This is a genomic window from Labrys sp. LIt4, from assembly GCF_017813775.1.
GTDB lineage: Bacteria > Pseudomonadota > Alphaproteobacteria > Rhizobiales > Labraceae > Labrys > Labrys okinawensis_A.
This window is the reverse complement of record NZ_JAGIPY010000004.1, coordinates 25,218-48,176: the sequence shown is the minus strand read 5'-3', so window position 1 is coordinate 48,176 and position 22,959 is coordinate 25,218. Positions and strand designations below refer to the sequence as shown.

21 protein-coding genes are annotated in these 22,959 nt (G+C 63.8%); 12 read left to right on the top strand and 9 right to left on the bottom strand.

Annotated elements, in window-relative coordinates; translation table 11 throughout:
• Nucleotides 1-19: 19 nt before the first annotated feature.
• Nucleotides 20-1,201 (bottom strand): MFS transporter, encoded by a 1,182-nt coding sequence (locus J8I29_RS08595; protein ID WP_105860844.1) that lies wholly within the window; start codon nt 1,199-1,201, stop codon nt 20-22.
• A 115-nt stretch (nt 1,202-1,316) separates the two neighbouring features.
• Between J8I29_RS08595 and J8I29_RS08590 the strand changes: the two genes are divergently transcribed.
• Nucleotides 1,317-2,225, top strand: coding sequence for a LysR family transcriptional regulator (locus tag J8I29_RS08590; protein ID WP_209431337.1), 909 nt, complete (start codon nt 1,317-1,319; stop codon nt 2,223-2,225).
• A gap of 149 nt (nt 2,226-2,374) precedes the next feature.
• Here J8I29_RS08590 and J8I29_RS08585 read toward each other — a convergent pair whose 3' ends face one another.
• The gene (locus J8I29_RS08585; protein WP_209431336.1) at nt 2,375-3,739 is read right to left on the bottom strand and encodes an NAD(P)/FAD-dependent oxidoreductase; all 1,365 of its coding nucleotides are present in this window, start codon (nt 3,737-3,739) and stop codon (nt 2,375-2,377) included.
• A gap of 444 nt (nt 3,740-4,183) precedes the next feature.
• Here J8I29_RS08585 and J8I29_RS08580 point away from each other — a divergent pair, with 444 nt between their 5' ends.
• Nucleotides 4,184-4,390, top strand: coding sequence for a DUF1674 domain-containing protein (locus J8I29_RS08580; RefSeq protein ID WP_209431335.1), 207 nt, complete (start codon nt 4,184-4,186; stop codon nt 4,388-4,390).
• Nucleotides 4,391-4,599: 209 nt separating this feature from the next.
• Complete coding sequence (locus J8I29_RS08575) at nt 4,600-4,836, top strand: hypothetical protein (protein ID WP_209431334.1); 237 nt, start codon at nt 4,600-4,602, stop codon at nt 4,834-4,836.
• 18 nt (nt 4,837-4,854) lie between these two features.
• Here the strand turns inward: J8I29_RS08575 and J8I29_RS08570 are convergent, their stop codons facing one another.
• The gene (locus tag J8I29_RS08570) at nt 4,855-5,052 is read right to left on the bottom strand and encodes a hypothetical protein (protein WP_209431333.1); all 198 of its coding nucleotides are present in this window, start codon (nt 5,050-5,052) and stop codon (nt 4,855-4,857) included.
• A gap of 462 nt (nt 5,053-5,514) precedes the next feature.
• On the opposite strand from J8I29_RS08570, the gene J8I29_RS08565 reads away from it, so the two are divergent.
• The 3 genes from J8I29_RS08565 (at nt 5,515) to J8I29_RS08555 (ending at nt 10,323) form a co-directional block, all read left to right on the top strand.
• Nucleotides 5,515-7,995, top strand: coding sequence for a PAS-domain containing protein (locus tag J8I29_RS08565; protein WP_245196814.1), 2,481 nt, complete (start codon nt 5,515-5,517; stop codon nt 7,993-7,995).
• Nucleotides 7,996-8,071: 76 nt separating this feature from the next.
• Entirely contained in the window at nt 8,072-9,604 is a 1,533-nt protein-coding gene (tsaE, locus tag J8I29_RS08560) for a tRNA (adenosine(37)-N6)-threonylcarbamoyltransferase complex ATPase subunit type 1 TsaE (protein WP_105860839.1), read from the top strand.
• Complete coding sequence (locus tag J8I29_RS08555; protein WP_209431332.1) at nt 9,601-10,323, top strand: nucleotidyltransferase family protein; 723 nt, start codon at nt 9,601-9,603, stop codon at nt 10,321-10,323. The genes tsaE and J8I29_RS08555 overlap by 4 nt, the downstream gene beginning before the upstream one ends.
• Nucleotides 10,324-10,361: 38 nt before the next feature.
• Here J8I29_RS08555 and J8I29_RS08550 read toward each other — a convergent pair whose 3' ends face one another.
• On the bottom strand, nt 10,362-10,646 hold the full coding sequence (locus J8I29_RS08550) for a type II toxin-antitoxin system RelE/ParE family toxin (RefSeq protein ID WP_209431331.1): 285 nt from the start codon (nt 10,644-10,646) through the stop codon (nt 10,362-10,364).
• Nucleotides 10,643-10,942, bottom strand: a complete 300-nt coding sequence (locus tag J8I29_RS08545; protein WP_105860836.1) for an antitoxin of toxin-antitoxin stability system — start codon at nt 10,940-10,942, stop codon at nt 10,643-10,645. The genes J8I29_RS08550 and J8I29_RS08545 overlap by 4 nt, the downstream gene beginning before the upstream one ends.
• A gap of 172 nt (nt 10,943-11,114) precedes the next feature.
• On the opposite strand from J8I29_RS08545, the gene J8I29_RS08540 reads away from it, so the two are divergent.
• Together J8I29_RS08540 and gyrB are read left to right on the top strand one after the other, a co-directional pair.
• Nucleotides 11,115-11,732, top strand: a complete 618-nt coding sequence (locus tag J8I29_RS08540) for a LysE family translocator (protein ID WP_209431330.1) — start codon at nt 11,115-11,117, stop codon at nt 11,730-11,732.
• Between the two features lie 117 nt (nt 11,733-11,849).
• Nucleotides 11,850-14,276 carry a DNA topoisomerase (ATP-hydrolyzing) subunit B gene (gene gyrB / locus J8I29_RS08535; protein ID WP_105860834.1) on the top strand — a complete coding sequence of 809 codons (2,427 nt, stop codon included), beginning with the start codon at nt 11,850-11,852 and terminating at the stop codon, nt 14,274-14,276.
• A gap of 103 nt (nt 14,277-14,379) precedes the next feature.
• Here gyrB and J8I29_RS08530 read toward each other — a convergent pair whose 3' ends face one another.
• On the bottom strand, nt 14,380-14,877 hold the full coding sequence (locus J8I29_RS08530; protein ID WP_209431329.1) for a DinB family protein: 498 nt from the start codon (nt 14,875-14,877) through the stop codon (nt 14,380-14,382).
• A 594-nt stretch (nt 14,878-15,471) separates the two neighbouring features.
• On the opposite strand from J8I29_RS08530, the gene J8I29_RS08525 reads away from it, so the two are divergent.
• The 4 genes from J8I29_RS08525 (at nt 15,472) to J8I29_RS08510 (ending at nt 20,096) form a co-directional block, all read left to right on the top strand.
• Nucleotides 15,472-16,422 carry a phosphoribosylaminoimidazolesuccinocarboxamide synthase gene (locus J8I29_RS08525; RefSeq protein WP_209431328.1) on the top strand — a complete coding sequence of 317 codons (951 nt, stop codon included), beginning with the start codon at nt 15,472-15,474 and terminating at the stop codon, nt 16,420-16,422.
• 806 nt (nt 16,423-17,228) lie between these two features.
• Nucleotides 17,229-18,302, top strand: a complete 1,074-nt coding sequence (locus J8I29_RS08520; RefSeq protein WP_209431327.1) for an acyltransferase — start codon at nt 17,229-17,231, stop codon at nt 18,300-18,302.
• A gap of 460 nt (nt 18,303-18,762) precedes the next feature.
• Nucleotides 18,763-18,993: a helix-turn-helix transcriptional regulator gene (locus tag J8I29_RS08515; protein ID WP_105860830.1), complete on the top strand. Its 231-nt coding sequence runs from the start codon at nt 18,763-18,765 to the stop codon at nt 18,991-18,993.
• Between the two features lie 371 nt (nt 18,994-19,364).
• On the top strand, nt 19,365-20,096 hold the full coding sequence (locus tag J8I29_RS08510) for a glycerophosphoryl diester phosphodiesterase (RefSeq protein ID WP_105861311.1): 732 nt from the start codon (nt 19,365-19,367) through the stop codon (nt 20,094-20,096).
• 4 nt (nt 20,097-20,100) lie between these two features.
• On the opposite strand, the gene J8I29_RS08505 is transcribed toward J8I29_RS08510, so the two are convergent.
• From J8I29_RS08505 to J8I29_RS08495, 3 genes are all read right to left on the bottom strand, one after another.
• A complete protein-coding gene (locus J8I29_RS08505) occupies nt 20,101-20,844 on the bottom strand; it encodes an MBL fold metallo-hydrolase (protein WP_209431326.1) in 744 nt (247 codons plus the stop codon).
• A gap of 250 nt (nt 20,845-21,094) precedes the next feature.
• Nucleotides 21,095-22,171: an ABC transporter ATP-binding protein gene (locus tag J8I29_RS30390; RefSeq protein WP_209431325.1), complete on the bottom strand. Its 1,077-nt coding sequence runs from the start codon at nt 22,169-22,171 to the stop codon at nt 21,095-21,097.
• Nucleotides 22,168-22,959 carry an ABC transporter permease gene (locus tag J8I29_RS08495; protein ID WP_209431324.1) on the bottom strand — a complete coding sequence of 264 codons (792 nt, stop codon included), beginning with the start codon at nt 22,957-22,959 and terminating at the stop codon, nt 22,168-22,170. Before J8I29_RS08495 ends, J8I29_RS30390 begins: the two co-directional genes overlap by 4 nt.

Here is a 22,959-nt window from a genome sequence, read left to right as displayed (position 1 = left end):
TTCGAAAAACGCAGCAGGATCAAACCGACTGGCCGATCGGTTCCGGATGGCGGTCGAGGGCGGCGCTCCACAGCGTCAGCAGGAGGGCTGCAACAACCAGGGCGGCGCCGACCAGGGGTGTCAGCCCGAGGCCGAGCGGGGAGGCGACCACCAGCCCGCCGACCCAGGCGCCCAGGGCGATGCCGAGATTGAAGGCGGCGATGTTGAGGGCCGAGGCGACGTCGACGGCGGCCGGTCGATGGATCTTGGCGAGCTGCACCACATAGAGTTGCAGGCCGGGCACATTGGCGAAGGACAGGAAGCCGAGGGCGGCCAGAGTCACCAGGGTCAGCACGGGTGAGGTCGCGGTGAAGGCGAAGGCGGCCAGCACCGCGGCCTGCAGAGCGAACAGGCCGATCAGCGCCTTGGCGGGATTGCGGTCGGCGATGCGGCCACCCACGAGGTTGCCTACGGCGATTGCCGCGCCATAGAGCACCAGGATGAGGCTGACGCTGCCGGCGGCAAAGCCGGTGATCTTCTCCAGGATCGAGGCGAGATAGGTGAAGGCGACGAAGGTGCCGCCATAGCCGAGGGCCGTCATGGCGAAGACCAGCAGCAGGCGGCCGCTGCCGAGAACCCGGACCTGGTCGATCAGCCGGGCCGGGGGGGCCTTGCGGAGCGTGGCCGGCAGCAGCACGGCGATGGCGATGAAGGCGACCAGGCCGAGGCCCGCGACGCCCCAGAAGGTGGCGCGCCAGCCGAAGCTCTGGCCGATGAAGGTGCCGAGCGGCACGCCGGTGACGATCGCCACCGTCAGGCCCATGAACATCATGGCGATGGCCGAGGCGCGGCGATCGGGCGCGACAAGATCGGCCGCGATGGTAGCGCCGACCGAGAAGAACACGCCATGGGCGAAGGCCGAGAGCACGCGCGCGACCAGCAGCAATTCATAGCTGGGGCTGAGCGCCGCGGCGCTGTTGCCGGCGATGAACAGCGCCATCAGGCCGAGCAGCAGGCCCTTGCGGCCGAGACGCCCGGTGAGGGCGGTGAGGATGGGAGCGCCGAAGGTCACGCCGAGGGCGTAGACGCTGACGATCAGGCCGGCGAGCGGCAGAGTGATGCCGAGATCGGCGGCGACCGTCGGCAGCAGGCCGACGATCACGAATTCCGTAGTGCCGATCGCATAAGCGGCGATCGTGAGGGCAAGGAGGGCGAGGGGCATGAGAATGGTCCCGAAAAGGGTGAATGCTTGTCGGGCCAATATGATCGCTACGCATTGCCACGATAATCAGGCATAATGGATGAATAGCTTTGAATTAAATTCATAAGAGGCTGTCATGGACAACCGGGCCGGCGAAATGGAAGTGTTCGTCACCGCGGCCGAATTGCGTAGTTTCTCGGCGGCGGGGCGCAAGCTGCATCTCTCGCCCTCGGCGGTCAGCAAACTCGTCACCCGCATCGAGGATCGGCTCGGTGCCCGCCTGCTGGTGCGCACGACGCGAACCCTGCAGCTCACCCCCGAGGGAGAAACCTATCTTGGCCGCGCCCAGGCCATTCTGGCCGACATTGCCGAAACGGAGCGGATGATCTCGAGCGGGGGGCAGGTCGTGCCATCGGGGCGGCTGCGCGTCAGCGCCTCGGTGGGCTTCGGGGCGCGCTGCGTCGTGCCGGTGCTGCCCGACTTCCTGGCGCGCTATCCCAAGGTCGAGCTCGACCTTTCCCTCACCGACGAGGTCATCGACCTCGTCGAGGAGAAGGCCGACATCGCCATCCGCTCAGGAGCCCTGCGCGATTCGACGCTGAAGGCGCGCAAGATCCTGGAGAGCCGGCGGGTGATCACCGCTTCGCCCGGCTATCTCGCCCGTCATGGCATGCCCGCCAGGCCCGAGGATCTCGAGCGGCATAATTGTCTGCTGTTCAACTTCCGGCGCGGCCTCGACAGCTGGCCCTTCCGCGATCCCGGTTCGGCTTCCGTACGACACGTGCAGGTTGCCGGCAATCTCAAGGCCAATAATGGGCCGACCATGCGCAAGCTCTGCCTGGACGGCCTCGGCCTGGTGCGCCTCGGCCGGTTTCATGTCCAGCCCGACATCGATGCCGGCCTGCTGGTGCCGCTCCTGGAGGACCACAACCCGCTCGACGTCGAGCTGATCCATGCCGTGTTCGTCGGCCACGATCACCTGGCCGCCCGTATCCGCGCCTTCGTGGATTTCCTGGCTGAAAGAATCGGGGGAGCGGGGCACTGAACCCCTGGGATCGCCAGCATCCTGCTGGCTTTTCCTCCCACCATGCAGCGGTTCCAAGAGCCAGCAGGATGCTGGCGGTCCCGGGAAACGCGAACGCCGGCCCCGCATCGTCTCGGGCCGGCGCCGCAACTGCCTCTCATCGAGAGGCGTTACGCTACCTTGGTGGCTTCCGCCGGCTCGGTGCGCAGATAGGTCTCCAGGCTGTCGTCGAGCGCCTCCACCCAGCGCGTATGGTGTTTGGGGGCCATGGTGCCGGTCATCAGCGAGCGGTAGCCATGGTCACGGAAGCCCATGATGTCTTCCATCTTGTGGTGCTCCCACTCCATGAAGGTCTTGTTGGTGGCCTCGATGTCGAATTGCGGATAGTCCGTCTCGGCCAGCAGCTCCTTCACATAGTCGCCCTGGTACCAGATCATCTGCTCGGCATTCTCGAGGGTTTCCTCGCGGGCCCGCCATTTGTCGAAATTGGCCTTGAGCTCGGCTTCAGGCGGCAGCTCGATGCGGCCCATCATCACGTCGCGGGCCCACCAGGCTTGCACGTCGAACATGTTGAAGGTGTAGAACTGGTCCTGCATGCCGATATAGAAGAGCTGCGGATTCTGGTCGAAGATCACCCCCTTGTAGAGATGGTCGGCCCATAGCCTGTTGGCGGTCTTCAGGCGCAGGTCGTCCGGCAGGAACGGGAAGTGATGTTGATAGCCCGTGCATAGGATGAGGGCGTCGACCTCCTTGCTGGAGCCGTCGGCGAAATAGGCCGTGCGGTTCTCCAGGCGCTGCAGCAGCGGACGCTCCTCGAAATTTTCGGGCCATTTGAAGCCCATCGGCTTGGAGCGGTAGCTGGTGGTGACCGACTTCGCGCCGTATTTCCAGCATTGCGAACCGATGTCTTCGGCTGAATAGCTTCGGCCGACGATCAGGATGTCCTTGCCCTTGAACTCCAGGGCGTCGCGGAAGTCATGGGCATGCAGCACGCGGCCGTTGAAGCTCTTCACACCCTCGAAATAGGGTACGTTCGGCGTCGAGAAATGGCCGGAGGCCACCACGACATAGTCGAACTCCTCGTCATACATGCGGTCTTCGGTGCGCTCATGCGCGGTCACCGTGAACTTCCTGGTGCCCTTGTCGTAGCGTACCATGCGCACCGGGGTGTTGAAGCGCACCCATTTGCGCACATCCGCCTTCTCGACACGGCCCTTGATGTAGTCCCAGAGCACGGCGCGCGGCGGGTAGGATGGGATCGGCTTGCCGAAATGCTCCTCGAAGGAGTAGTCGGCGAATTCCAGGCATTCCTTGGGGCCGTTCGACCAGAGATAACGGTACATGCTGCCATGCACCGGCTCGCCATATTCGTCGAGGCCCGTGCGCCAGGTGTAGTTCCACAGCCCGCCCCAGTCCGATTGCTTCTCGAAGCAGACGATTTCGGGAATGGCAGCACCCTTGCGGGCCGCCGATTGGAAGGCGCGGAGCTGAGCCAAGCCCGAGGGACCGGCACCGATGACGGCTACTCTTGTCATATATTCTTCCCCTCTGCCGTTATGGCGGTTGGTTTGAGCGTCTGGATTTCGTACTTGTTGACGCTGCGCCCGCCTCCTCCGAAGCCGGCGCAGCGCTATTCGCCGCCCTTGGCCTGATGGGGCTTGCTCGCATCCGCCGGATGGAAGAGGCTTTACGGCATGCATCCAAGCCCCGCAGACTTCACTGCGGATAATATTTATTTCCTGACTATAATCTCACCTGCCGCCATGACAAGTCGGCTCTTCGTTTTTTTGATTCGCGCTCCCATCTATGGAAGCCTGCGGTGCGCATTTGCCCTCCCCGGCATCGTGGACCTCGGTTCCCGAAGGTCAGCCTCATGGCCGGTGGGAGCGGGCGGGGCATTGTTCGACGCCGCGGGCGAAATCGAGCCGATTTTCGCAGAAGTGCTTGATCGAACATAGCATATTGGCGATGGAGAACCCATGTCCGCTTCTGAATCCGATACGCCTCCCCATGCTGCGCCCGGCAAGGTCTTGAGCGAAGCGGCCAAGCGCGCCCTCACCGAGGCGGCCGAGCGCCGCAAATCGGAGAAGCCGGCCGAGCGTCCGCGCGAGATCAACGGCCGCGACGGTCCCGAACCCGTGCGCTATGGCGACTGGGAAGTGAAGGGCATCGCCTCCGACTTTTGAAACCGCCGTTACCAGAACGGTGGCTTTCTGCTGACCATGGAATTGCCACAAGTATTTCTGACGTGTTTCTGGTCTATCCCTATCCGTCAATTCGCCATCACGAATAATTCACGCATCGTATGCTTCTCGTGAATTGCACGTCAGGACATCGCCTCGTAGATTAGGATCATTGCTTGTTCACCTTGCTGTGAATTTTCAAGGAGATGATCATGAAGATCTTTACGATTTCTACGATTGCGGCGTTTGGTATTGTTGTTGCTACGACGGCCGCGAATGCCCATGGCCATCTGGTTACCGGGCCTGAACTCTATGGCGCACCCGCGACAACTCAGCAGATGGGTGAGAATGACCATCAGGCTGGCAAGAACGATAGCGCAGTCCAGCCCCGCAAGGTGAATGCCGTCCGGCACGGGGCGCACCGGCTGCGCAATAGCGAGGCCTATTGAGGCCGTTCGCGCCGGATTTCATTCACCAAGGTGTAAGAAGAGGTTCTTTTCCACCACATCATAGTGAAGCGATATGGCACCGCCGCCCCGTTCCTCGGGGCGGCTTTTTTGTTGGCGGGCCGATCCCTGTTCCCTCGGCGATTTCCGCCGGCAATCGAGGCTTGTTAAGCCCGTGGTAACCATGATCGGTGCCAAGATGACGGGTCGCTTCGTCATGTCTGGCTCCCCTGTGGGGAGCCTGCACCCGCAAATTTCCTTGCATGCCGCCGAATGACCTCTTCCGGCGGGAGTCAAGGGGAGGGTAAAGTGAACTGATTCGGAGGACGGGTTCACGGTCATCAAGGCCGCGAAGCCGGGCTTCCGCGCAAGGCCGGACGTCATTCGCAGTGACGACCGGTACCCTTTGCGGGCAGGACCGGTCTTCATTCGGTCCGCGCTGCCCGCAGATGTGCGAGGGCGTGGCATGTCGGTGCTCGCGCCCCTGGCAGACGGGGTCGCAGCAGCCTGGTGGTTTCCGCCCATCCCGAGGAGGGGCGAAGGCCGCAGCGGTCCTGCCAACGTCGCGTTGCGTTTCAGGGTGAGCGGAACGTCATTCGCCGGCGCCTGTCCGGTACCGAAGGGATTCGTCGAAACAAGATGCGACAGGACAGACGGCAAGGCAGGCGCAAGGAAAGGGAATTGCCGAGGTGGCCCCGGCTGCCGGCCCGCCTATACGTCGGCATTTTCCTGGCCGTCGTCCTGCCGGTTTCCGCCGCACTGGCCGCCGACACCGTGCCGGCAGCATCGGGCCTGTTCGGCAATCTCACCAGCGCCGACCGCCGCATCCTCGCCATGCTGGCCCTGTTCGCCGGCCTGCTGATCCTGGCGACGGGTCTTGCCGTGTTCTATCTGCGCGCCCGCAATGCCTGGCTCAAGCGCGACCGCGCGGCCAAGGCCGAAGCGCAGGCGCTTGCCGCGCGCGCCGAACGCGCCGAAGCGCTGCTGATGTCCGAACCGCAGCTGATCGCGGTCTGGTCCGGCACCGAGGACCTGCCACTGCTTTCCGGAGAGTTGCCGGGGGTCACCATCTCGCCCTCCCGGCGCGGCCTGATCGGAACCGGCTGGCTCGATTATCACGATACCCGCACGCTGGAAGAGCATATCGCGGCACTGCGCGGGCGCGGTGAGAGCTTCCATATGGTGGCGCGCTCGCGCCATGGCGGCTATGTCGAGGCAGATGGCCGCGCCATTGGCGGACGCGCGGTGCTCAGACTGCGCGACGTCACCGGCGATCGCCTGGAACTCGCCCGTCTGGCTGACCGGCATCGCCGCGCCAGCGAGGAGATCGAGGCGATTCGCTCACTGCTCGACGAGGCGCCGGTGCCGCTCTGGCTGCGCAATGCCAATGGCAAGCTGGTCTGGGTCAACAAGGCCTATGCCAGGGCGGTCGACGCCCAGGACGAGAACGACGTCCTCAGCGGCGACGTCGAGCTGCTCGACCGGCCGGCCCGCGAGGAAGCCAATGCCGCGCGTCTCGAAGGCAAGCCCTTCCTCAAGCGCGTGCCGGCAGTGGTCGGCGGTGCCAGGCGCACGCTCGATGTGATCGACATTCCCTCCTCCCGCGGTTCGGCCGGCATGGCGATCGACGTGTCGGAAGTCGAGACGATGCGGGCCGATATCGGCCGCCAGATCGAGGCGCATGTCCGCACGCTCGATCAGCTCGCCACCGCCGTGGCGATCTTCGACGCCGACCAGCATCTGACCTTCTATAATGCTGCCTTTGCCGCGCTCTGGCAGCTCGACGCGGCCTTCCTCGACGGCAAGCCCACCGACAGCGAGATCCTCGACCGCCTGCGCGCCCAGCGCCGCCTGCCCGAGCAGGCCGACTTCAGGGCCTGGAAATCGAAGCTGCACGAGGCATACCGGGCCTTCGAGCCCGCCGAACATTGGTGGCATTTGCCCGACGGCCGCACCTCGCGGGTGGTCACCACGCCCAACCCGGCCGGCGGCGTCACCTATCTGTTCGAGGACGTCACCGAGCGCATCGATCTGGAGGCCCGCTACAAGGCCTTGTCGCGCGTCCAGGGCGAGACGCTGGAAAACCTGAAGGAGGGCGTCGCCGCCTTCGGATCCGATGGCAGGCTGCGCCTGTCCAATCCCGCCTTCGCCGCGATCTGGCGGCTGCCGCAGGAGATGCTGGAGCAGCGCCCCCATATCGACGACGTGGTGTCGCGTTGCTCGATCCTGTTCCGCGACGAGGCGGTGTGGCAGGCGCTCAAGGGCGTGATCACCTCCTTCGGCGATGCCCGCCATTCCACCGACCAGCGCATGATGCGGGTGGACGGCACCGTCATCGACGTCGCCACCGTGCCGCTGCCGGACGGAGGCACGCTGGCCACCTTCACCGACGTCACCGATTCGGTGAATTTCGAGAACGCCCTGGTCGAGAAGAACGAGGCGCTGGAGGAAGCTGCCCGCCTCAAGAACGACTTCGTGCATCACGTCTCCTACGAGCTGCGTTCTCCCCTCACCAACATCATCGGTTTCGTGCAGCTGATGGCCGATGGCGCCGCCGGGCCGCTGAACGAGAAGCAGCGCCAATATGCCGGCTACATCAAGACCTCGTCCGATGCGCTCTATGCCATCATCAACAACATCCTCGATCTCGCCACCATCGATGCCGGCGCCATGACGCTGGACCTCGGCAAGGTCGACATCCGCGAAGCCATGCAAGGCGTGGCGGAGGCGGTGCAGCCGCGTCTGGCCGAGACCGGCGTCAGGCTGGAGATGAAGGCGAGCCAGGCGATCGGCAATTTCGAGGCCGACGGCCAGCGCGTGCGCCAGGTGCTGTTCAACCTGCTCTCCAACGCCATCGGTTTCTCGCAGGCCGGCGGCACCGTGACGCTCTCGGCCCTGCGCAAGGGCCAGGAGATCGTCTTCCGCGTCGAGGATCGCGGCCGCGGCATTTCCCAGGCCGTGATCGACCGCGTCTTCGACCGTTTCGAATCGCATGGCGGCTCGAGCGGCCACCGCGGCGTCGGCCTCGGCCTGTCCATCGTGCGCTCCTTCGTGGAACTGCATGGCGGCACGGTCGAGCTGGTCTCCGAGGAAGGCCGCGGCACCATCGTGACCTGTCGCTTCCCGGTCGACGCATCCGTTCACAGGGAGGCGGCGGAATGACGAAAAGCCTGCCTGTCGGCATGGATCGCCCTCCGCCCCCCAAGATTAAGCTCCGACGATCTGAAGGCCCAGCCCATTGACCGATCTCCTGACCCACCAATGGACCGTCGACCTGCCGAGCGAAGCGGCGACCGAGCTGCTGGCCCGTGACTTGGCGGCTACGCTGCGGGCCGGTGATCTCGTTACCCTCTCGGGCGATCTCGGTGCCGGCAAGACCGCCTTTGCCCGCGCCCTGATCCGCGAGATCGCCGAGGATCCGGAGCTGGAAGTCTCCAGCCCCACCTTCACGCTGATCCAGCTCTACGACACGCCGACTTTTCCGATCGTGCATGCCGATCTCTATCGCATCGGCCATGCCAGCGAGCTCGACGAATTGGGCTGGGACGAGGCGCCCGACGGCGCGCTGGTGCTGGTCGAATGGCCGGAGAAGGCGGGCGAGACGCTTCCGGCCGACCGGCTCGACATCCGTTTCGTGCATGCCGGCCGCAGCGAGACCGCGCGGCGCGCGACGCTGACGGGGACGGGCGACTGGTCGTCCCGCCTGCGCCGCTTTTCCCAGACCGGCGATTTCCTGCGCCATGCCGGCTGGCAGGATGCATCGCGCGAGCATGTCCAGGGCGATGCCTCGACCCGCTCCTATGCCCGGTTGAGGCGCGGGCAGAATACCGTGATCCTGATGAATTCGCCGGCCCGTACCGACCGCACCCCGGTGCGCTACGGCAAGACCTACAGCCAGATCGCCCATATCTCCCAGGATGTGAAGCCCTTCGTGGCGATGGCGAAGGGCCTGTCGGAACGCGGCTTCTCGGCGCCGCAGATCCTCAAGGAAGATCTGCTGCACGGCCTGCTGCTGCTGGAGGATTTCGGCACGGACTTCATCGCCGAGGGCGGCAAGCCGGTGCCCGAGCGCTACGGCGTGGCCATCGACCTGCTCGCCCGCCTGCACGGCATGGATCTGCCGGATACGCTGCCCGTGGCTTCCGCCATCAATCACAAGATCCCGCCCTTCGACCATGGCGCCCTCGATATCGAGGTCGAGCTGCTGATCGAATGGTACATGCCGATGATCGGCGCGCCTCAACTGTCGCAGCGCAATCGCGACCATTTCACCGCGCTCTGGCGCGCGGCGCTCGCGCCCGTCGTCAAGGGTGAGCAGAGCTGGCTGCTGCGTGACGTCCACTCGCCGAACCTGATGTGGCTGCCCCAGCGCGAGGGCATCAAGCGCATCGGCCTGCTTGACTTCCAGGACGCGATGATCGGTCCGCCGGCCTATGACGTGGCCTCGCTCTGCCTCGATGCGCGGGTGACGGTGGATCAGGAACTCGAACTCCAGCTCCTGACGCGCTATGTGAAGGCCCGCCGCAGCGCCGATGCCGCCTTCGATCCCGCCGGCTTCGCGCGGGCCTATGCGGTGATGGCGGCCCAGCGCAACACCAAGCTGCTCGGCCTGTTCGCCCGGCTCGACAAGCGCGACGGCAAGCCTGCTTATCTCAAGCATATTCCGCGCATTCGCGCCTATCTCGATCGCGCTTTGGCCCATCCCACCCTGGCCGACCTCAGGGAATGGTTCGAGACCTTCGTCTTCGCGATGGAAGCCAGAGTATCATGAGCCGCCCCTTTTCGACCGCCATGCTGCTGGCCGCCGGCCTTGGCAAGCGCATGCGTCCCCTCACCGATATCCGCCCCAAGCCGCTGATCGAGATCGCCGGCAAGCCGCTGATCGATCATGTGCTCGATCGCCTTGCCGCGTCCGGCGTCGAAAAGGCCGTGGTGAACGTTCACTATCTCGCCGAGCAGATGGAAGCCCATCTTGCTGGTCGGCAGCACCCGAAGATCCTGATCTCCGACGAGCGGGCGGGCCTTCTGGATTCCGGCGGCGGCGTGCGCAAGGCCCTGCCCCTGCTCGGCAAGGCGCCCTTCATCGTCTGCAATTGCGACAGCTTCTGGATCGAGGGCCCGCAGAACAATCTCGAGGCCCTCGAGGCGGCCTGGGATCCCGAACGCATGGACATTCTCATGCTGGTGGCCGCGACGGCGACCAGCGTCGGCTTCGACGGGCGGGGCGATTATCATCTCGACAGCGCCGGCCTGCTCTCCCGCCGGCGGGAGAACGAGACCGCGCCCTTCGCCTATGCCGGCGTGCTGCTGATCAAGCCGGAATTGTTCGAGGGGACCCGCGAGATCTTCTCCCTGAACCGCCTGTTCGATGCGGCCGAGACCAAGGGGCGGCTGTTCGGCCGCCGCCTCGACGGTATCTGGCTGCATGTCGGCACGCCTGAAGCGGTGGGAGAAGCCGAAACCAAGATCGCACAGTCGATGGTCGAATAAGCCCATTCCGGAAAACGCGCAGGGTAAAGGCAACCCTGTCAAAGAGCGGAAGGCCGGCGCTGCGCGCCATGGAGAAGGCGGAGAATGACAACGACATCGCCTTCGATTCCGTAGGCAGCGATAAAGGGCGTGCCGCCCACCACCAATTCCCGAGTACCGGGGACGCGACCCGGCCTTCCCAGGCGAGGGTGATCAGCGAGCCGCAGAACGGCAACTTCGATGGCATCGCCCATGTCAATGGCGGCCCAAAGATTGCGTTCGGCGATGAAAGCCAATTGGCTTTCTCGATTTTGCTCCGCAATCGGCAGCCATTCTATTCTCATCGGGATTTTCCACCGGCGCGCTCGACTAATTGCGCTCGCTGGCGCCGCCAGTTGTTCGATACCTCGTCCTGCGAGATGCGTGCCACGCTCGGGTCGTCCGCCTCTCGCATGGCTTGCGCCACCTCGGAGCGAAACCAAGCGTCATGCTCTCGGGCCTGCTGCTGGCGCTCAATGAACTCGCGCATCAATTCGCGAACGACCTGCGAGGCCGGACGATGGGCGGCTTCAGCCTCGGCCATGAAGGCGTTGCGAAGCTCGGGCTCCAGCTTCAGCGTGAACATGGTCTCCTTCGACATGCCGGACCTCTCGATATCTAAACGATACTATACAACGTATATACGACGTATAGTACCTTTCAAGCAATCTTGTGGCCATTAGCCTGTCGAGGCCAGCATGCAGGGACAGTGCGCGCAAAGCTTCCCACTCCGGCCGCGACCGGCTATAAAGGCCTCCCACCGGAGCCTTTCCATGCTCGATCCCACCGCTCTCGCCGTCTATGCCGGCGCGCTGTTCGTGGCCGCGGCTCTGCCGGGGCCGGGCGTCGCGGCGCTGGTGGCGCGCGTGCTCGGCAGGGGCGTGCGGGAGAGCCTGGGCTTTGCCGTCGGTATCGCCCTTGGCGATCTGGTCTGGCTCGGTTTCGCCGCGGCGGGCCTGGCCGTGCTGGCGCAGAGCTTTTCGGGCGTCTTCCTGGCGATCAAATATGCGGGCGTTGCCTATCTGCTCTATCTGGCCTGGAAATTATGGACGACGGCGAACCTCGCCCAGGTCGTCGAGCGCGATGCAAGCCGCGAAGGCGGCTGGCGCAGTTTCCTCGGCGGCCTGTCGATCACGCTCGGCAATCCCAAGGTGATGGTGTTCTACACCGCCCTTCTGCCCAACCTGATCGATCTCGGCCGTCTCTCCCCGGCAAGCTTCGTCGAGCTTGCCATCGTCACCGAAGCGGTGCTCGCCTCCGTGTTCGGCTTCTACATCGTCCTGGCCGGCCGGGCTCGCTCCCTGTTGACCAGCCCGCGTGCCATGCGGCTTCTGGCAAGGAGTTGCGGCACCATCATCGCCGGCACGGCGGTGACGATCGCCACGCGATGAAAGATCGCCGTCATCCACCGATAAATATCTGATAAATCACAAAAATGTGCCGTTTTGGCATGAAATTCGGCACGGGAATCCCTATATTTCCTTCCGAATCAAGGAATGAGTTGCTCAATGGCTGAACCCGCTTTGTCCGAAACGCCCGAAAATGACTACGGCGCCGACAGCATCAAGGTGCTCAAGGGCCTGGATGCCGTGCGCAAGCGCCCCGGCATGTATATCGGCGACACGGATGACGGCTCGGGCCTGCATCACATGGTCTATGAGGTCGTCGACAATGCCATCGACGAGGCGCTGGCGGGCCATGCCGACATCGTCACGGTGACGCTGAACCCCGATGGCTCGGTCACCGTCACCGACAATGGCCGCGGCATCCCCACCGCCATCCATCCCGAAGAGGGGGTGTCGGCGGCCGAAGTGATCATGACCCAGCTTCATGCCGGCGGAAAGTTCGACCAGAATTCCTACAAGGTCTCGGGCGGCCTGCATGGCGTCGGCGTATCCGTGGTCAACGCTCTCTCCTCCAAGCTCACCTTGCGCATCTGGCGCGACGGCGGCGAGCACGTCATGAGTTTCAGCCATGGCGATGCCGATGCGCCGCTCAAGATGGTGGGACCGGCCGGCGACAAGCGCGGCACGGAGGTGACCTTCCTGCCGTCGACCGAAACCTTCACCAAGACCGAATTCGACTATGCCACGCTGGAGCGGCGCCTGCGCGAGCTCGCCTTCCTCAATTCCGGCGTGCGCATCGTGCTGACGGATCGCCGCCATGGCGGGGAGAAGAGCGAGGAGCTGATGTATGAAGGCGGCCTCGACGCCTTCGTGCGCTATCTCGACCGCTCCAAGACCGCCCTGGTGCCGGCGCCGATCTATGTGAAGGTCGAGCGCGACGGCATCGGCGTCGAGGCGGCGATGTGGTGGAACGACAGCTATCACGAGACGGTGCTGTGCTTCACCAACAACATCCCCCAGCGCGACGGCGGCACCCATCTCGCCGGGCTGCGCGCCGCGCTGACCCGCCAGGTCACCTCCTATGCCCAGTCCTCCGGCATCTCCAAGAAGGAGAAGGTGGAGATGACGGGCGACGATTGCCGCGAGGGCCTGACCTGCGTGCTCTCGGTGAAGGTGCCCGATCCGAAATTCTCGTCGCAGACCAAGGACAAGCTGGTCTCCTCCGAGGTGCGCCCGGTGGTCGAGAGCGCCATGAACGAAGCGCTGTCGACCTGGTTCGAGGAGCATCCGGCCGAAGCCAAGACCATCGTGGGCAAGGTGGCCGAAGCCGCCGCCGCCCGCGAAGCGGCGCGCCGCGCCCGCGAACTCACCCGCCGCAAGGGCGTGCTCGACGTCGCCTCCCTGCCCGGCAAGCTCGCCGATTGCCAGGAGCGCGATCCGGCCAAGGCCGAGCTCTTCATCGTCGAGGGTGACTCCGCCGGCGGCTCGGCCAAGCAGGGCCGTGCCCGCGAATACCAGGCCGTGCTGCCGCTGCGCGGCAAGATCCTCAATGTCGAGCGCGCCCGCTTCGACAAGATGCTGTCGTCGGAACAGATCGGCACGCTGATCACCGCGCTCGGCACCGGCATCGGCTCGGAGGAGTTCAATCCGGACAAGCTGCGCTACCACAAGATCATCATCATGACGGACGCCGACGTCGACGGCAGCCATATCCGCACGCTGTTGCTGACCTTCTTCTTCCGCCAGATGCGCGAGATCATCGATCGCGGCCACGTCTATATCGCCCAGCCGCCGCTCTATAAGGTATCGCGTGGCAAGTCCGAGCAATATCTCAAGGACGAGCGGGCACTCGAGGACTATCTGATCGATACCGGCGTCGAGGGTGCTGTCCTCCGGCTCGGCGGCGGCGAGGAACGCGCCGGCCAGGACCTGCGCGCCGTCATCACCGATGCCCGCGCCATCCGCACGCTGCTGGGGCAGCTCCACAGCCGCTATGATCGCGTGGTCGTGGAACAGGCGGCCATCGCCGGCGCACTGAATATCGGGGTGGTCGCCGATCCCGAGCAGGCCCAGCAGGCCGCCGAGGAGACGGCGCGGCGCCTCGATGCCATCGCCGAGGAATTCGAACGCGGCTGGACCGGCCGGGTCGACAAGGGCGGCTACGTCTTCGAGCGCATGGTGCGCGGCGTCAAGGAAGCCCATACGCTCGATGCCCAATTGCTCGCCACCGTCGATGCCCGCCTTCTCGATGAGCGTGCAACGGCGCAGCGCGAGGTCTATGGGGTTCCTGCCAGCCTTACCCGCCGCGGCGAGGAGACCGAGATCCACGGCCCCGTTGCCTTGTTCGAGACGCTGACCAACGCTGCCCGCAAGGGTCTGTCGCTCCAGCGCTACAAGGGCCTCGGCGAGATGAATCCCGACCAGCTCTGGGAGACCACGCTCGACCGCAATGTCCGTTCCCTGCTCAAGGTGCAGGTCAAGGAAGTGGTCGAGGCCGAAGACATCTTCACCAAGCTGATGGGCGACATCGTCGAGCCGCGCCGCGAATTCATCCAGGACAATGCGCTGACGGCCCAGGTCGACGCCTGAGCCGCGAGCCCGGCGCAATTTCTCGAAAAGTCGAGGTCCGCTCCGCCGGGGAAGCGGATCTTCACCCTGGACCGGACGCCCGGCTGCGGCGCGGGCCGGTTGGCTATGGCAGCATCTCGAGGTCGGTCGGCCCCGGCAGCGTCCCTGTTGCCGTCAGCATCGCGTGGATCTGGCCGCGGTGGTGGGTCTGATGGTTGAAGAGTTGCATGACGCACAGAGCCCTTGGCTTCTCGACCCGCGTTGAACCTTCACCGGGACGCCAGGCGACCATGCCGGCGAGATCCGCGTCGAGCAGCCGGGCTGCCCACGCCTCGATCTCTTCGTCACGGCGCGAACGGAGCGTCTTGAACTCGTCCCAATCCGATGGGCTCGTGAGCGAGTGCTCGATGTGGTCCTCCGGGCGCTCATTTCCCTTCAAGCGCTGCAGGATCAGGGCATCGGCCCAGTAGAGATGGTTCAACGTCGCTGCGATCGATCGGAAGAAGGCGCCGCGGTCCTTCCAGCGATCCTGATGGGTGAGCCCATCGGCGGCCGTGACCAGGGAGGTGTTCTGCCAGGTGTTGTACCTTGCCATGAGGCGGCAATAGGCGGCTGAGATCATCGTCTCGGGCTCCTTTGGTTGAACGGAGACTGGCTGCAGGTCTCCAACGGCGGGCCTGCGTGATGGAAAATGACGGCGGGTGAGTTTTGCGGGACGGCCGCCAATGGCTGGTGCGAGCGGCAGCCGCCGGCGTGGGAACGGACCGCGCGGCGGGCAAACCTATAGCGTTTTGCGATTAGACGGAGTCACCTAGAATCGGAAAGACGCGTCATAACAATGAGTTAGAGCAAATAAGCGTTCACGCTTGAACGCGCTTTGCTCTAGCGAATGCAAGGATGGCGGGGAGGAGGAAGGAAAGGGGCGGTTTGCTCTGAAGCCGCCAAAGTCGCGCCTAGTCATCCGGCGTTCGATAGGCCTGAGGCCTCATGGACTGGTCTGACCTGTCCTGGCTGAGTCTATGGGCTCAGTCATCGAAACGGATCCGTTTCCCCGCGATCCGTTGCCCATGATAATAGCAGAACTCCGGGGCGAATTGAACCCTGGAATCGCCTCTTGGCCCCGACGTCCGGGAATCGCCCGGAGCGGCCTGCGGGTGTGACATGACGGGCTGGCCATGTCATAAGCGGCTTTCCCATGCCTCGACACGGTCTTCCCATGCCAAATATTGCCGCTCTGCAAGATGCCTTCATTCCGGAATTGCCGAATTACTATCGCGGCAAGGTCAGGGAGAACTATGATCTTGCCGATGGGCGCCGCATCATCATCGCCACGGACCGCCTGAGCGCCTTCGACAGAGCGATCGCCAGCATTCCCGGCAAGGGGCAGGTGCTGACGCAGACCGCACGCTATTGGTTCGAACATACCGGCGACATCTGCCCCAATCATGTGCTCGACTATCCCGATCCCAATGTCGTGGTCGGGCGGAGATTGACGATCCTGCCGGTGGAGATCGTGGTGCGCGGCTATCTCGCGGGCACGACGGGGACTTCCATCCTGACCCTCTACAAGCAGGGCCAGCGCGAAATGTACGGCACGCGCTTTCCCGACGGGCTGCGCGACAACCAGGCCTTGCCGCAGGCGGTCATCACCCCCACCAGCAAGGCTTTCGACGGCGGGCATGACGAGCCGCTTTCCGCCGACGAGATCATCGCCAAGGGTCTGCTCACCCCCCGGCAATGGGAGGAAGTGTCCGGTTATGCCCTCGCGCTGTTCGCCCGCGGCCAGGCCATGGCGCGGGAGAAGGGGCTGATCCTGGCCGATACGAAATATGAATTCGGCACCGACGGGGAGGGGCGCATCATCCTGGCGGATGAAATTCATACGCCCGATTCCAGCCGGTACTGGTTTGCCGCCAGCTATCCGGCGCGTTTTGCTGCCGGTGAAAAGCCCGAAAGCTTCGACAAGGATTTCGTGCGCAACTGGGTGGCCGCCCGCTGCGATCCCTATAAGGAAGCGATCCCTGCCATCCCTCCGGAACTGATTGCCGAAACCTCGAAGGTCTATATTCAGGCCTATGAGACGATAACCGGGCAGGTTTTTGAAAGCCCTGGCGATCGGGTTAATCCATTGGACCGCATACGCCGCAATCTCGCCCGTTACTTCTAGAGCGGTGTCCGATCACGCCGGATCGAATATCGTTCATGATTCCCAACAGATAGACACGTCTTTCCGATCCAGTGGAATCGGAAAACACTGTAGGCCACAGAGCCGAAAGGCGGATGCCGACTGCCACAAATGTCCGCGATATCAAATATTCGCGACATAAGGACCGATGCTGCAGGGAATTCGGCAAACCGGCATCTTTTCAGTTTCTTGGATGCGCGCCCCCGCGACGGAGCGCGCAAGCTTTGGCGCTGCCTGCGGCAGAGGGTCGAGACACCATTACTTGTTGGATGCATGCGGAGCGGCGTGGAGACTTTCTGCCTCGGCTCGGGTTTCCCGTTGGTACGGTCGCGTTGCATATCGTTAATTTCGATTGAATTGTCATGTTCATTTCCTAAATAAAACAAATTTTTGAATATGTATTAAATATCGTCCTTAGTAATTTCGAACTACTTCCCATGTGTCTAAATAAAGTTTTACCTCATTGGGTTTGCTATTGGCAGGGTATGTTGCAATTATTGGAATCGTGTGCAAGAATTCCTTTGCGTTATGGTGGAGATCGTAGCCGGAAGGAATTTGCGCCGGCAATGAAACTCGGCCGGTCGGATGGGAATGCAGCCGGCAGCGGCGAGACGCTGGCCGAGCCCGCCCATGCGGCCCCATAACCATTGTCGGCAGGGCCGATGGCCCTCGAGCCTCCCCTGTTTCAAGGAGGCTCCGCGAATCGTAAAGACGCGTGAAAACAAACAGTTGGAGCCAGTGGGCGTTCGGGCATGAACGCTTATTGCTCCGCACAGGACGAGGTCAGGATGCAGCGTTACTCCGTGGTCCCCGGCAACCAGGCTGCCAAATCGCATTTCCTGCTGCTCGACGGGTTACGTGGCTTCGCTGCATTTTGCGTGATGCTGATCCATCTCGGCAGCTGGCTGGCCGTGCCCTGGATCGCCAGGAACAGCTATCTGGCAGTCGACCTGTTCTTCTGCCTGAGTGGCTATGTGCTGTCCTATGCCTATATGGGTCAGGCCCGTAGCATGGACAGTTTCGAATTTCTGCGCGTCCGTCTGCTGCGCCTGCTGCCGCTGACGGTGCTCGCCCTCGTCATCAGCGCCTCCTACCTGGTCGCCCGCGGAGCCTTCGAGCATGCGCCGGTGCCCTATGCCGAACTGCTGAATGCGCTGATGCTCTCCACCTTCAGCCTGCCGAACTTCAGCGCTCCCGCCGAGATCGGAGGACCAAGCTTCTTCCCGCTGAACGCTCCACAATACACCATCCTGCTCGAACTCACCGCGAATCTGGTGTGGTGGCGCCTGCGGCACACCAATCTGGAGAAGGTCGCCGCCGCCATTGCCTTGGCCTGCCTGTGCGTCCTGGTGGTCACCGGCCTGGGTGGGGATACCCCGAATACCTTCCTGGCCGGCTTCCCGCGTGTCGGAGCCTCGTTCTTCATCGGCATCGTGCTTTATCAGATGCGGGACAGGTTGCCGGCGTGGCGGGGATGGACGATGACCTTCTGGCTGCTGGTCGGTGCGATGGCCGTCCTGTTCTTCTGGCCGACCGAACTGCCGCGGGTCGTGCAGCTCACCTGGGTCGCACTGCTCTCGCCCGCCCTGGTGGTCGTGGGCGCCAGGCTTCAGTGTTCGGGCGGGCTCGCCTCCTTCTGCTCGGTGGCGGGCACGGTATCCTACCCGCTTTATTGTCTGCATTTCCCGATCTTCTGCTGGATCAACGGCCTATACCGCTCCTTCTTCGGTGCGCAGAATTTCTATGTCGAGGCTCCCATCGTTGCGGTCGTCGCGATCATCGGCAGTTTGCTGGCGCATTACTGCTACGATGTCCCCATCCGCCGTTATCTCGGTGCTCGCTCGAGGCGCGTGCATGCGTGAGAGCCCCTTGGCTCCAGCGCCTTGTTTCGAAAGCTCTTTTGCCGTCGCAGGCAACCGAGCCGAAACGCGGGATCCGCCCCGCCGGAAGCGCCTGCAAACGAGGCTTGATCTCACGGGCATGAGCTGTCACTATCCGCGCCCGATAGCAGTGGCAGGCGGGGTGCATCCCGCCGTCAGTCGAAATGCCTGATTCGCTTCTGTTCCAACCAAGACTGATCAAAGGCAATACCTAAGGAAAGCGCCGTTCTTCCAAGGCCTTTTTCCGTGTTTGATCGATATTGCAAAGCTGAAACAGTAACTTAAGTAGTCCCTCCCGCAGTTGTGTGCTCGCAATGCACATGTCGCGCAGACCGATACTTGGCAAATCGTTAATTGGAAGGCATGTTGTGCCGCCTTCACCATCCAGGACGGGAGACAAATACAAAATCCATTTCCCCGGTTCTCAACAAGGAGGATTTACATGTCCCATACCGGAAGCGATCATACCCTTGCCCAGACCTGCACCTCCTCGGTGCCCGTCGGTGCGGACCTCTTCAGGCAGGTTCGTGAAGCAAAGGGATACAGCAGGGAGGACCTCGCGGTCACCTGCGGTCTCACGGTCGATGAGATAGAAGACCTCGAACTGGGCAACAATGCCAGCCCCGCCCATCTGCGCCGCGTCGCGGCCGCACTCGGCCTGCCGAGCGAATAACCGGCTGAGCCTCCCTTCCGAACCGCCTCAAGGGCCTGACGACCGAATTGCAGTGTAGGCTTTCCGAGGTGGTTCAACCCGGCGGATCCGGTACCGCTAGAGTTCATTCAGTCGTCTCGTGACCCAAGATTCCAGGCTGGCGTTCTCCCGGGGGTGAACCAGCGGATTCGGGTATGGTCCATAGGACCGTCTCTCACCGAAAATCTGAGCCAAAATTGCATCCCCGCATTCCATCGAATGCGGGGATGCCGGTATCATTCTGCCTGTCTCCGCGCGAAGAGGTGGGGGCAGCAAAGTTCGTGACCTTGCCATTGCCGGCGCTTCGGGCCATGGAGCTTGTGATCCTCTCGATCTGCTTCTGGAGACCGGCGATGCCCCTCACCCTCCCCCGTGTCATCGGGCATCGCGGCGCCGCCGCGCATGCGCCGGAGAACACGCTCGAATCGATCCGCTGCGCTGCGGCCTTCGGCGTTGCGATGGTCGAGATCGACGTGCAGCTCAGCAAGGACGAGGTGCCCGTCGTCATTCATGACGATACGCTGGAGCGCACCACCACGGGCCGCGGGCCGGTCATCGATCTCACCTGGCGGGAGCTCCAGGCTCTCGATGCCGGCGCGCCGTTCGGCCGCCCCTTCGCCGGCGAACGCATTCCGGACCTGCCGTCCGTGCTTGCCTTGTGCAAGGAACTGGAACTCGGCCTCAATGTCGAGATCAAGCCCTCGCCCGGCACCGATGTCCGCACCGCCGAAATCGCCTTGAAGACGATCGATGCCTTCGGACCGATCGGGGCGCCGCTGGTTCTCTCGTCCTTCTCGGTCGAAAGCCTGGAAGCGGCCCGGGATCTCGCCCCGCATCTGCCGCGCGGCTATCTGATCTGGGAGCGGCCGGCCGATTGGGCCGATATCGCCGACAGGGTGGCCGCCGCCTCCATCAATTTCGATCATGAACAAGAGACGCCCGAGAGCATCGCCGCCTACAAGGCCACCGGGCGCCCGCTGCTGTCCTATACCGTGAATACCGCCGAACGGGCACGGGAACTGTTTGCCTTGGGGGTCGCCGGCGTGTTCACCGACTTCCCAGGCCGAATCCTGCGGGTGGCATGAAGCGTCAGGCCGGCGGCACAGTCCTGCCCTTGCCTTCCAGCCAGGCGCGGATGAGCTGGCGGTAGCGTGCGCCGTCGAAGCTTGGAAAATGCCCGCCATGCACGATGCGAACGGGCAGGCGCAGCAGCCGTTCCATCGAGGCCACATAGTCCTGCGCATTGGCGTGATAGGTGTCCTCGATCAGCGGGCCGTCATAGAGGATGTCGCCGGAAAACAGCGTCGCCGTGCGTGCTTCCCACAGCGCGATGCCCCCCGGCGAATGGCCCGGCGTGTGGATGACCTCGAAGACGCGGTCGCCGAGGTCGATGACGTCGCCGTCTTCCAGAAGCCGGGTCGCCGGCGCCCGCTTCACCGCATAGCAGGCCGAGCAATAGGGCTCCGGCGGCAGGGCATCGAAGATCCCATCGGTGACATAGGGATCGGCCAGGGTGTTCTGCCGGGTCGGATTGGCGAGGAGGTCCGCCTCGGCGGCATGGACGGCCCGGCATTCGAACTCGTGATGGCAGCCGATATGGTCGAAATGGGTGTGGCTCGCCACGGCGATCAGGTCGCGCTCGGTCACCAGCGGCACCCATTCGCGCAGCGAGACGACGCCCATGCCGCTGTCGATCAGCATGTCGCGGTCGCGCCCGCGCACATGCCAGATATTGCAGCGGTAGAATTCCTGGATATAGGGCTCGCCGATGGCGGTGACGTCGTCGGCAAGACGCCGTACCTCATACCATTTGTCGGGGCTGATCCGCTGCATCGGGCGTTTTCCTGCATTTGGTTCGTCGCGTTGCGCTGCCCCTCACCCTTACCCTCTCCCCGTAAACGGGGCGAGGGGGACTTCGGCGATGCGGTCGTTCGAAAACCGTATCATCTCGCCCAACGGTCGGGCGAGACGAAAGGCCTGAGGATCGATCGCGACGTCTGCGCCTCCTCGCCCCGTTTACGGGGAGAGGGTAAGGGTGAGGGGCTACGCGACCCTAACAATAAGGAGCAAAAACCAATTCCGGTCAGGGCAAGATCACCACATCGTCCGGCTTGACGGCAAGCGACAGGGACTGGCCTTCGGAGAGTCTGGCCGATTGCGGCAGATGAGCCACCAGGGCCGGCCCGGCCGCCGGCTGGAGATGGCAGCGGTAATGCGTGCCGAAAAAGGCTCCGCCCGTGACCCTGGCCTCGCCCAGCGAGATTGTCGGACCTGCCTCGTCTGCCTCCGGGCGGAAATGCTCCGGCCGGATGCACAGCGTCACCGAGCCATGCCTGCGGGGCTCGCCCGTGGTGAAGCCGGCGCTGGGCAGCACGAGGCTGCCGAGGGCGGTGTCGATGCGGGCCTGATTACCCCGCAGATCAGCGACCTCGCCGGCAATGAAATTGGCCTCGCCCATGAAGCCGGCCGAGAACAGCGAGCGCGGCCGCATATAGACCGTGGCGGGCGGGCCGACATCCTCGACATGGCCTGAATTCATCACCACGATGCGGTCGGCGATGGCCATCGCCTCCTCCTGGTCATGGGTGACATGCACGAAGGTGGTGCCGACCCGTTTCTGGATCGCCTTCAATTCGTCCTGCATCTGGCGCCGTAGCTTGAGATCCAGCGCCCCGAGCGGTTCGTCGAGCAGCAGCACGTCGGGGTCGACGGCGAGAGCCCGGGCGAGGGCGACGCGCTGGCGCTGGCCGCCGGACAATTCATGCGGTTTCTTCGCGGCAGCCTTGTCGAGGCCGACCAGGCCGAGATAGCCGAGCGCCTTCTCGTCGCGCTCCGCCCGCCCCATGCCGCGCATGCGCAGGCCGAAGCCGACATTGTCGATGAGGCGCATATGCGGGAAGAGGGCATAGTCCTGGAACATGGTGGTGGTCGGCCGCCGCGCCGGCGGCACGTTCGTCATGTCCTTGCCGCCGATCAGCACCTGCCCGGAGGTCGGCGTCAGGAAACCGCCCAGGATCGAGAGCAGCGTGGTCTTGCCGCAGCCGGAGGGTCCGAGCAGCACGATGAACTCGCCGGCCGCGATCTCGAGCGAGACGTCGTCGAGGGCGGTGAAGGCGCCGAAGGTCTTGCTGGCGTTGCGGACGGAAACCGAGGCGGTCATGATTTTTTGGCCCTTCCGAAGACGGCGAGTTCGACGACGACCAGCACCAGGATGGAGATGAGGAAGACCAGCGAACCGATGGCGTTGGTCTTGGGATTGAGGCCGGAGCGCAAGAGGTTCCAGATCTCGACGGGCAGAGTGACGTCGAAACGCGAGAGCAGGAACGCGATGATGAACTCGTCCCAGCTGAAGGTGACGGACAGGAAGAAGGCCGCGAGGATCGAAGGAGCGAGCATCGGGGCGGTGACCAACGCCATCACCTTGATGTCGCTGGCGCCGAGGTCGCGGGCCGCCCGCTCGATGTTGATGTGGTGGTCGCCCATCGAGGAATAGATGATGGCAAAGCAGAGCGGCAGGTTGATCACCACATGGCCGATGCCGACGGTCCACAGCGAGAGCGGCAGATGCAGGGCGTTCAGTACCGTCAGCAGGCCGAGCGCGATGATGAGATAGCTCACCGTCATGGGCGCGATCAGAAGGCCGCGCTGCAGCGCCGAGCCGGGCAGCCTGTAGCGCGCCAGCGCATAGGCGGCGAGGAAGCCGAGGAGGCAGGCGACGATAGAGGAGCCGATGCCCACCAGGAGCGAATTGAGCATGGCCGCCATCAGCTTGCCGTCGGCGAAAACCGCCCGGTACCATTGCAGCGAGGCACCATTGAAGGGCGGCACCGGCAGGCGGCCGTCCTGGAAGGAGAACAGCACCAGCACCGCCACCGGCAGGAAGATGAAACCGAAGATCGCGACGGCATAGAGGCCGCTGAGAATGTCGGCGAGGATCTTGCGCGTCAT

Coding starts and splice junctions, on each gene's coding strand:
- J8I29_RS08595 (WP_105860844.1), bottom strand. CDS start 1,201: ATGCCCCTCGCCCTCCTTGCCCTCACGATCGCCGCTTATGCGATCGGC.
- J8I29_RS08590 (WP_209431337.1), top strand. CDS start 1,317: ATGGACAACCGGGCCGGCGAAATGGAAGTGTTCGTCACCGCGGCCGAA.
- J8I29_RS08585 (WP_209431336.1), bottom strand. CDS start 3,739: ATGACAAGAGTAGCCGTCATCGGTGCCGGTCCCTCGGGCTTGGCTCAG.
- J8I29_RS08580 (WP_209431335.1), top strand. CDS start 4,184: ATGTCCGCTTCTGAATCCGATACGCCTCCCCATGCTGCGCCCGGCAAG.
- J8I29_RS08575 (WP_209431334.1), top strand. CDS start 4,600: ATGAAGATCTTTACGATTTCTACGATTGCGGCGTTTGGTATTGTTGTT.
- J8I29_RS08570 (WP_209431333.1), bottom strand. CDS start 5,052: ATGACGAAGCGACCCGTCATCTTGGCACCGATCATGGTTACCACGGGC.
- J8I29_RS08555 (WP_209431332.1), top strand. CDS start 9,601: ATGAGCCGCCCCTTTTCGACCGCCATGCTGCTGGCCGCCGGCCTTGGC.
- J8I29_RS08550 (WP_209431331.1), bottom strand. CDS start 10,646: ATGAGAATAGAATGGCTGCCGATTGCGGAGCAAAATCGAGAAAGCCAA.
- J8I29_RS08545 (WP_105860836.1), bottom strand. CDS start 10,942: ATGTCGAAGGAGACCATGTTCACGCTGAAGCTGGAGCCCGAGCTTCGC.
- J8I29_RS08540 (WP_209431330.1), top strand. CDS start 11,115: ATGCTCGATCCCACCGCTCTCGCCGTCTATGCCGGCGCGCTGTTCGTG.
- gyrB (WP_105860834.1), top strand. CDS start 11,850: ATGGCTGAACCCGCTTTGTCCGAAACGCCCGAAAATGACTACGGCGCC.
- J8I29_RS08530 (WP_209431329.1), bottom strand. CDS start 14,877: ATGATCTCAGCCGCCTATTGCCGCCTCATGGCAAGGTACAACACCTGG.
- J8I29_RS08525 (WP_209431328.1), top strand. CDS start 15,472: ATGCCAAATATTGCCGCTCTGCAAGATGCCTTCATTCCGGAATTGCCG.
- J8I29_RS08520 (WP_209431327.1), top strand. CDS start 17,229: ATGCAGCGTTACTCCGTGGTCCCCGGCAACCAGGCTGCCAAATCGCAT.
- J8I29_RS08515 (WP_105860830.1), top strand. CDS start 18,763: ATGTCCCATACCGGAAGCGATCATACCCTTGCCCAGACCTGCACCTCC.
- J8I29_RS08510 (WP_105861311.1), top strand. CDS start 19,365: ATGCCCCTCACCCTCCCCCGTGTCATCGGGCATCGCGGCGCCGCCGCG.
- J8I29_RS08505 (WP_209431326.1), bottom strand. CDS start 20,844: ATGCAGCGGATCAGCCCCGACAAATGGTATGAGGTACGGCGTCTTGCC.
- J8I29_RS30390 (WP_209431325.1), bottom strand. CDS start 22,171: ATGACCGCCTCGGTTTCCGTCCGCAACGCCAGCAAGACCTTCGGCGCC.
- J8I29_RS08495 (WP_209431324.1), bottom strand. CDS start 22,959: ATGACGCGCAAGATCCTCGCCGACATTCTCAGCGGCCTCTATGCCGTC.